Annotated in this window: 1 pseudogene; it reads left to right on the top strand. The window is 33.8% G+C overall.

The window, feature by feature from the left end:
* Positions 1 to 45 precede the first annotated feature (45 nt).
* Positions 46 to 705, top strand: a pseudogene (locus ACFINC_RS10815) (restriction endonuclease subunit R); the annotation flags it as partial.

The raw sequence follows: 705 nt of genomic DNA, 5'->3' as shown, positions 1-705 counted from the left end.
AAGTCGGATATAGCGACGGTTCCATGTCAAGTGGAAGCTTTATTTATGCAAACGGCGGGAACGCGTTATTGCGATATAGATAGAGCATCAGATCTAAAAAATATCGTATTACGGAATACAGATTCCCCTGTATTGACGCCCGAAGAGCAACAAATTGCTGCTATCGCGTGGAATATTATCAAAGAGAATGATAACTTACCAAGTTCTCAAATGCTTTATTCTGCATCGATACAAGAAAAAATGAGCAATAAAATTATGAGTACTATGCCGCTAGCACAAAAGTCTCTTGTGTCAAAAGTGGTTACAATTCTGACAAAACAATTACCAGAATTAATCATAGATATTCCCAATATTGTACTCGTACCTTCACGTGAGGTTACTTATGGTTTTTCTGATTTTGATTTGAAAAATCTAGAAAGCTTAAACTTGCAACCTGTTAGTAAAGAACTTTTAATTCGAGAATTGCGGACACATAAAAGCATTTTTCTCACTTCTAAGAATGAATATATCAAAGAGCCTCATCTTGAAAATTATATCATTCGTTGTTTGATTGATAATGACTTTATTGATTATGATAGCCATACGCTGTTATTACAAAAATTAGCTAGTCAAATGGTAGAGCATTTCCGATCTTATTTACCCAATGATGCGGCTGTTGAGAATGTATTAATTCACTATCAGCATAAACTTAATAATTTTATTGTT

This window comes from Bartonella sp. AP58NXGY, assembly GCF_042195785.1.
GTDB lineage: Bacteria > Pseudomonadota > Alphaproteobacteria > Rhizobiales > Rhizobiaceae > Bartonella.
This window is presented reverse-complemented; position numbering and strand designations above follow the sequence as displayed.